Raw genomic sequence first — 7,438 nt, 5'->3', positions numbered from 1 at the left:
CGGCAGACGGGCAGTCATCACACACCCCGAATCACCCGAACAACTATTAAACAGGTGATACCCGGCACATTCCTTGATCCAACAGACCACCGGTAGTACCAACGCCGGTTAGTTAGGCGTGCTGGCCTCTTGTCAAGCGTTGGGGAGCTTGAGGATCTCGGTAATGATCGAGGTCTTGTAGCTGGTGCGGTCGACGAGGCCTCGGGCCTGGTATTTGGAGATGGCACGCTTGACCACGCGGGGACGGGTGCGCGGACGGTGGGCAGGCAGCAGGTGAGCCAGGACCTGCCGGCCGATGGCGCCCACCAGGTCGATCTCCGTGTCGGCGATCACGCCGGCCGCCTGGATCACCTGGTCGCGGGCGGTGTACAAGGCGATGGTGAAGCTGGCCCGGTCGGGATCGGTGCCGATGCGGGTGGCGGTGGCGTCGGCCATCGCCACCCGCAGGGCCTGGTAGGTGATCAGGAGCGCGTAGACCTCCTGCTGGACTCCCTGCGGGGTGCGAGCTCGCAACACGCGCCCGCCCAGGATCGTGGACTTGATCTCCAGGTAGCTGGTCTCGACCTGTCGGGTAGCCCCGGCGCATTGCTGCGCCGGGGCCCCCTCAGAACCGGACGGGCGGCGTTAACCGCATCCGGCTCAAGCAGGCCTTGGAGGCGTCTTGGGCTGTCTGCGTTCACGGCTCCCGGTTCCCGTTGCCGCCGCGTCGGCGGTGGCAGTGGGTGTGGATCAGATAGAGAGCGGATCGGTCGTCTGACTGGCCCGCACCCGGTTCGACGGTGAGCGCGTTGGCGCGCATCGCCGTCCGGGTCGCCCGTAGCCATTGCTCCCATTCCTGGGAGCTTTGTGGCTGTCGGTCGGCGTGCAGGAGAGGGTCTCCGCAGAGTGGACATCGTCCTTGCTGCTGGAGCAGCCGCAGCCGAGACGGGCCGAGCGGGGGCTTGTTCTTCTGTCTGCGACGGGCCCAGTAGTCGGTCAGCGTGGGGTCGTCCATGGACGCTCCCTTGCTGACCAACTGGTGTCTGACGATCTTTGTCCAGCCGAACTTGGTGAGGTAGCGGCCGGTTTCCCGGTCGCCAAACACCCACCAGTCCTGCCTGGCGGGGTTGAACCTGCCGAAGTACCGGCTTGTGATCCAGCGCTTCGGCTTGTTCGGGTGCGTGAACCTGGCCCACTTGTAGACCAGTTTCCACACGTGGTTGTCCAGCGAGGCGAATACCTCGCTGGAGACCACTCCCCGATAGTAGGCGGCCCAGCCCCGGATAATGGGGTTGAGCTTGGCAATCACCGCTGCGGCGTTCTGGCCCCGCAGGGCCTTCACCTCGGCGGTGAGCCTCGCCTTGATCCGTTTCACGGCCGCCTTGCTCGGCTTGATCAGAAGCATGCCGTGGTAGCGGCGGACGGTGAAACCCAGAAAGTCGCAGCCCTCGTCGAGGTGCGCGATGCGCGTCTTGCCCTCGTTGAAGGCCAGCCCTCTGGGCTTGAGCCACGCGGCGAGCCGCTCTTTAACTCGTTCGGCTTCGTCACGACTGTGACAAAGTGCCACGAGATCGTCGGCATACCTGATCAAGGTCGGTGACCCCGGTTGAAGTTCACCGGTCCGTGAGCCGGAGGCCCGATAGCGAACCCCGGCGGCCTCTTCCATTCCATGCAAGGCCACGTTCATCAACACGGGAGAGATGATCCCGCCCTGCGGGACCCCCTCCTCGGTCGGAGCGAAGCTTCCGCGCTCGACCATCCCGGCCTTGAGCCACTGCCGGATAAGTCCCCGGGCAGGGAACATGCCGATCGAGCCAATGAGCCGATCATGGTCGATGCGGTCGAACGCCGCCGCCAAGTCCGCGTCCAGGATCCACTGGCGCTTCGGGTTCTTGCCCTTGGCCGCCAGAAAGATCGCCCCGATCGCGTCATGGCAGCCACGGCCGGGCCGGAATCCATAGGTTCTCGGCTCGAACCGGGCCTCCCACTCGGGCTCCAGCGCGTTCAGGGCCACTGCCTGAAAGCAGCGGTCGATGATCACGGGAATTCCGAGTCCGCGCAGTTTCCCGCCTGCCTTGGGGATGAACACCCGTTTGACCGGCAAGGGCTTCCAGGCCGCCGTCCGTCGCTGCATCCAGTCGGCCAGTTCGGCCTTGGTCTGGGGCAGCAGGACGACCTGCCCATCGATCCCCGCCGTCTTGCGGCCAGCGTTGATCTCCGTCGCCCGCCGCACGCTCACCAGCGTGTTGGAACGGGAGCGGAGCATCAACTTCTGGAGATTGCGGACCTTCTTGAGGTCCCCTGCCTGCGACGCCGTGAAGATCCGTTGTCTCAACCGCCGTACTTCCTCCTCCGCCCTCTGCCAGTCGATCGACTGCCAGTCAGCGGGGCCGTCCTCCGGTCCGTTCACCGTGATGGTGTCCAACTTGTCCTTCGGTTCCAGCGTTGAAGTCATCGATTTCCTCACAGGCCCACCCGACCCACGTCAGCACCCTTTCGGGTCCGGGCAGCCGCCCGTATCCGGCCGGTTATCCGCGACGACCAGCGGAGGAGCTGGCCTGTTTCGTCGCGGCTTCCCGTTGCCTTTCGGCCACCGGCATTGGCTTCTTGGGTCATCCTGTTCCCGCTGAGGAGTTGCGCCTTCCTCACGGTCGGCTTACCGGGCTCTTGCAAGCCCGGACCCCAACGGGGTTTCCACGTTCCACACGACCGAGACACGACCGGGGTGGGCGCCCCCTAAACTCCGGGACGACGATGCTCTCCCGGCTGGTGTTGGGTGCCCAGCCGGCGCCTGCCGCTTCTCAACGGCCAGTCCTGCACCCCGCTGACGCAACCCATCGACGGAGCCCACGATCACGAAGCATCATCAGGGGTTCACTCACGTTCACCCGTCCGGTCTTCCCCTCGCCGGTGGCCCCTGGATGGAACAAGGGCCCTTGGGCTTTTCCTCTGGGCTTCACACCCCGCCGTCACCAGCGACGCATGCCAGAGTGGGGACGGGCCCTGAGCACTGGCCCGGAACTACGCCATCGGCATCACATCACCGATCCTCCAATCAGGTAGTTCACTCGAACTCGTGCGACTTCGTGTCGCACCCCACCGCTGGTGGTACAGGCCGATGAGCTCGTCGGCGGGATAGCGGTGGGCGTCGGTCAGGCTGGTCACCAGCCGGTAGGCGCCGGTGCGCCGGCCAGTAGCGGTCGTGACGGTGATCCTTGCCTCCACCACGCGGACCGGCAGGCGGCCGAGCATCGACAGATAGGAGCCGTCGCCGCAGCGGCGCAAGACGGGCAGACAGCGATCGTCGCGGACGCGTACCAGCACCTGGGCGCCCGTGGCGGTGATCGCATCGATCAGGTCCCGGACGGCGAAGTTGCGGTCCAGCAGGACCATCATGCCCGCGCGCAGGCTGGGGAGCAGGTGCTGCGTATAGGCGACCTCCCCGCGCGTGGCCGGGCCGAAGACGGCGTCGATGACCGTGCGGGCCCCGCAGCACGCCAGTACCAGCAGGCGCAGCTGTGGGTAGCCGGAGCCGCCGTGGTTGCCCCGTTGTTTGGTGAACATGGTCAGGTTCGCCGGGCTGTCGGCCACGGTCATGAGGGTGCCGTCGATGGCACACAGCAGCAGTCCCCGCCAGCGCACGCCCGGCACGCGCGCCCCCACGGCGGGACCACGCACCAGATCGAACAACCACTGCAATGGCTCGGCCCCGAGCCGACGGCGGGCCTGGGTCAGGGCCGCGGCGCTCGGCCGGGCCATCGCCACGCCCCGCAATCCGGCGGTGAGCCGCTGCCACACCTGCGGCCAGCCAAGATCAGCGAACAGGGCTCCGGCCAGCAGCAGGTACACCACCACCCGCGCGGGCAGGATCCGGATCCGCCGCTGCCCCGTTCGCGTCTCCCGTAACGCCTCATCGACCATCTCGAACGGGATGAGCTGGGTCAGCTCCCCGAGATGGCCGGGAGCAAAGGCCCCGGATGCCACAACGACCTCACCGGGCATGACAGACTGAACTTCCAACGGAGCTCCCGCGCCGAACTGTGATCTTGGTCGACACTGTTCTAGCAGGAGCTCCGTTGTCGTTTCCGCTGAGTTGACACACCCACTCGATCGTTAACTAACCGGCGTTGGTACTAGAAGGTCATACGCTTTGAGGGAAGCAGGAAATTGTGTGGTCAACGCCGGCGCAGTACATTTCGCCAGTCCAGTACCAGCGGTAGCACACTTCTCCTCTGATTCCAAAGCAGGGCTTCCCTCCGGTCAGAACGAAACAAACATCTATTTCCGCTATGCCGAAGTCGTCGCCGACGGCCACGCGGAAGTATTGCTTTGGCGCCTCCGGCGTCAACTCGAACGCTCGGATCTGGAAATCAAATCCTCCTGCCGAGAAGAAGACTCGGCCTGGGGCCGACCAAGACCCGCCGGAGGCACAGTAATCCACGTGCCCCGAAAGCCCTGCCGCGCCAACGCGGAGTTGGAAGGACTTGCGGATACAGTCGGCCGCTTCCGCCGACTCGTCCTTGACCATTATCTCAATTTTCCCAGGGTCGGTTATACTCTGGGCGTATTCGATGTACTGCTTCCGAACGGTCGTCGCGTCGACGTTATCATGTCCGTGTTTGCGTGCCAGTTCGGCGAGCCTTTCCCAATCACTGTCGGGGATCATCTCCAGTGCGGACTTAACCTGATTCTGCATTGGTCAACCTTTCTTGCTGGAAGTGTCGTCGCCTCGGTTCATCGGAAGCAGCAGCGCTGCCACTCCGTCTCGGCTGACAGCAAGGGCTGACACTCAGGAGCACTCCCGAAGACCGGGATGCGTGCTGAGGGCGCCAAGCGCGGAGGCGAGTACCGTTGTTACCCGCGCGGTCGTGGCGGAGGCACCACTCTGCGGAGCAAGGAACCAGCATCCGATCGCGCCGCTGGGCAGCTGCTGGCGCATCAGGAAACGCGCCGCCGCCGCGACCGTGGGAGTGACGGGAAGTCCCGTGCTCGTCACGACTCGCAGCAAATCCGCCAGCATGGCCAGGTCGTAGGACCGCGCGGCGCAGGTCAGCAGCCCATCGGCGAGAGACGAGGCCACTGCGGCATCGGTAAGGCCAGCCTTGTCGAGGACGTGTGTGACGGTGCCGGTGGCCTTGGAGTCGCGTTGACCCCAGATGGACATCAAGCGTCGTATGGCCGGCAGCGGCGGCTCACCCGTGCTCTGGCCGGCGACCGCCGACAGATGAGCGATATCGTCGTGAGCGATCGGAGTGCCGGTGCAGAACTCGATGGCTGCCGTGAAGGCGTCGCGGCACTCCTGCCGCAGCGCGGAGGACTCCGCCGCTGTGAGCCTGCAAGGGCCGGCCACCTGTGGCTGGGCCGCAGAGGCGCTGGAGAGCATCACGGCACTGAGCATTCCGGCCACGTATGTGGTGTGGTAGATGTGCCGGAACGCGTACGAGGCCCTCTCCTCGACGGGCAGTTCCGTGAACTCCTTGATGGCGAAGCTCGGTGAAGCGAGAAAGCCCAGCTTGTCCCAGGCATGCTCCAGTGTCTTCCACGCCAGGAGGTGAGATGGGGTCCAGGGAGCGCCCAGTAGTTCGCGGGCAAGGACCAGTTCACCCATCAGGTCGAAGTTGTCCGTGTGCAGAACCCATGCTGCGGTGGCGTCGAGTGAATCTCGGCACAGGGCATGCGGGAAGGCTGCCGGTGCCGGGGTCGCGCCGAAGTCGGTCACGAACATCGGCACGTGGGTCAGAGCGTATACGTCGGTCGAGAGCATGTGGATCGGATGTGCGGGACGCGTGGCGATCGACATGGGCAGCAGGTCATCAAACGACGGCTCCATGCCCGGATACAACAGTCCGGTCATCCAGCGCCGTTCCATCGCCCGAAAGGGGATTCTTTCGCTGCAGTCCAGCGGGTCGCACGCCAGAATGCTTTTCACCAGGCGGTCGAACTCCGGGCCGACGACGCCGATGGCGGTAAGGGCGGCATGTCCGCAGGCGAGTGTCAACGCACTGTTCGGGTAACGGCGGATCAATGCCTCATTGCGGATGCTACGTACCAGCGGATCGAGTGACCGTGCAAGCCGATCGACCAGCATGCGCACCTGCGGCCGTTGACCGGCATACCGATCGGCCACGAGCGCAAGAAGGGCCGTTTCACCGATGATCTTGTCCGCAAGGCTGATATAGGCGTCTTGGCTGTCGGCCCAGTAGTCGCGGTATTCATCAAGCCGGCTCAAGTGTTCATCCGCAAGGTGCAGGACTTCGACGACACGACCCTCCAGCGTTCGTTCCGCCGGTCGGGATGTCCAGCCTGCCGACCGGCACCAAACCTCCGCCACGGCAGACGCATCGTCGGTGAAGCCCTCGACTGACGTTTCCGCAAGGCCGAGCAGGTTCATCCGCTCACGCTCGCCCACCGACGCAGGGAATGGTCCTTCCTGTAACTCGAGCAGCGGTGCAGCAGTATCCGGGAGCGCCGGAGAGGCATCCGAGGCTGCCGGCCGGTCGTCGTGTACGGCTTTCCTATCCAGCATTTCTCTCTCCTCGATGAGCGAGCGCAGCCACGAAACACCGCATGGCATCGAAGTCGATGCCATGCGGTCTCAGCAGGCAGGGGACCGGAGCGTCTCGTGTAGTTCACTGAGGGGGATTGGGGCCGGCGACCCAGTAGTGGTCAATGATGAAGATGACCAACCGCGGCGAGGGCCCAACTTCGTACCCCAGCACCTGGTCCACGGGGTCGAGCAGGTTTTTCAGAGTGGCGTTGAGATTGATGACGCCTGCCGCCCCCATGCCCTTGACCATGTCATGGACCTGCTGGAAGGTCAGCCTGCCTTCCGCAGACTCCTCCTCGATCGAGTCTTCCGCAGGCCCGTGATTCACAATGCTCATGACGTCCTCCTCCGGATTGCGGTTGAGACCGGCCCGGCCATCTCGGCGGTCAGTGGGGATTACGGCCTACGAACACGTAGTGGCTTAGCGCGAGGAACTCCACTCGCGCTGTCGGCGGCTCCTCTTCCTCCCCCAGCACGTTGTTTATGGGACCGAGAAGGCTGTTCAGGGTGGCGTTGAGGTTGATGACACCTGCCTCTCCCAAGCCCTTGATCAATTTGTTGATCTGCTGGAAGGTCAGTTCCCCCTCCGCCGCCTGCTCCTCGATCGAGGCTTCCGTAAGCCCGGAATCCACAACGCTCATGACGCCCTCCGGTTTCGGGTCAGAATTAAGCCGAAGCGGGACTGAGAAATGGCCATCCACAGCAGGTGCACATTTCTCGCCCAATGTCACATTCTAGCCTTTAAAATTCCACCTCGGCCTCAAAAATAAACCTGGGCCCATATGGTCGCATTCGCGTTGAACAATCCAATTATGCACAGTGAGGTGATCTCAGCGAAATAGTTCGGGCGATTGGGATTTCTTGAACGCCGCCCGTGGCGTTCCGGGCCTTTCGGGAGGAGTCGCCGAAGGC

General features: G+C 64.2%; 7 protein-coding genes. All 7 read right to left on the bottom strand.

The features are described from left to right. Positions 1-132 precede the first annotated feature (132 nt). Entirely contained in the window at positions 133-516 is a 384-nt protein-coding gene (locus ACFY2X_RS47105; RefSeq protein WP_389951966.1) for a hypothetical protein, read from the bottom strand. Positions 517-676: 160 nt separating this feature from the next. After that, complete coding sequence (ltrA, locus tag ACFY2X_RS47100) at positions 677-2,434, bottom strand: group II intron reverse transcriptase/maturase (RefSeq protein WP_389951963.1); 1,758 nt, start codon at positions 2,432-2,434, stop codon at positions 677-679. A 566-nt stretch (positions 2,435-3,000) separates the two neighbouring features. After that, complete coding sequence (locus ACFY2X_RS47095) at positions 3,001-3,999, bottom strand: IS4 family transposase (RefSeq protein WP_389951960.1); 999 nt, start codon at positions 3,997-3,999, stop codon at positions 3,001-3,003. 121 nt (positions 4,000-4,120) lie between these two features. Beyond that, positions 4,121-4,675 (bottom strand): hypothetical protein, encoded by a 555-nt coding sequence (locus tag ACFY2X_RS47090; RefSeq protein WP_389951957.1) that lies wholly within the window; start codon positions 4,673-4,675, stop codon positions 4,121-4,123. 93 nt (positions 4,676-4,768) lie between these two features. Continuing rightward, positions 4,769-6,388: a DUF6895 family protein gene (locus tag ACFY2X_RS47085; RefSeq protein WP_389951955.1), complete on the bottom strand. Its 1,620-nt coding sequence runs from the start codon at positions 6,386-6,388 to the stop codon at positions 4,769-4,771. A gap of 220 nt (positions 6,389-6,608) precedes the next feature. Further along, positions 6,609-6,863, bottom strand: a complete 255-nt coding sequence (locus tag ACFY2X_RS47080; protein ID WP_389951953.1) for a hypothetical protein — start codon at positions 6,861-6,863, stop codon at positions 6,609-6,611. Between the two features lie 49 nt (positions 6,864-6,912). After that, positions 6,913-7,167, bottom strand: coding sequence for a hypothetical protein (locus tag ACFY2X_RS47075; protein WP_389951951.1), 255 nt, complete (start codon positions 7,165-7,167; stop codon positions 6,913-6,915). Positions 7,168-7,438: the final 271 nt, after the last annotated feature.

It is taken from the genome of Streptosporangium sp. NPDC000396 (assembly GCF_042898655.1).
Lineage (GTDB): Bacteria > Actinomycetota > Actinomycetes > Streptosporangiales > Streptosporangiaceae > Streptosporangium.
This window is presented reverse-complemented; position numbering and strand designations above follow the sequence as displayed.

Excerpts from the sequence above, each read along its gene's own strand:
- ltrA (WP_389951963.1), bottom strand. The coding sequence starts at position 2,434 with ATGACTTCAACGCTGGAACCGAAGGACAAGTTGGACACCATCACGGTG.
- ACFY2X_RS47080 (WP_389951953.1), bottom strand. The coding sequence starts at position 6,863 with ATGAGCATTGTGAATCACGGGCCTGCGGAAGACTCGATCGAGGAGGAG.
- ACFY2X_RS47090 (WP_389951957.1), bottom strand. The coding sequence starts at position 4,675 with ATGCAGAATCAGGTTAAGTCCGCACTGGAGATGATCCCCGACAGTGAT.
- ACFY2X_RS47075 (WP_389951951.1), bottom strand. The coding sequence starts at position 7,167 with ATGAGCGTTGTGGATTCCGGGCTTACGGAAGCCTCGATCGAGGAGCAG.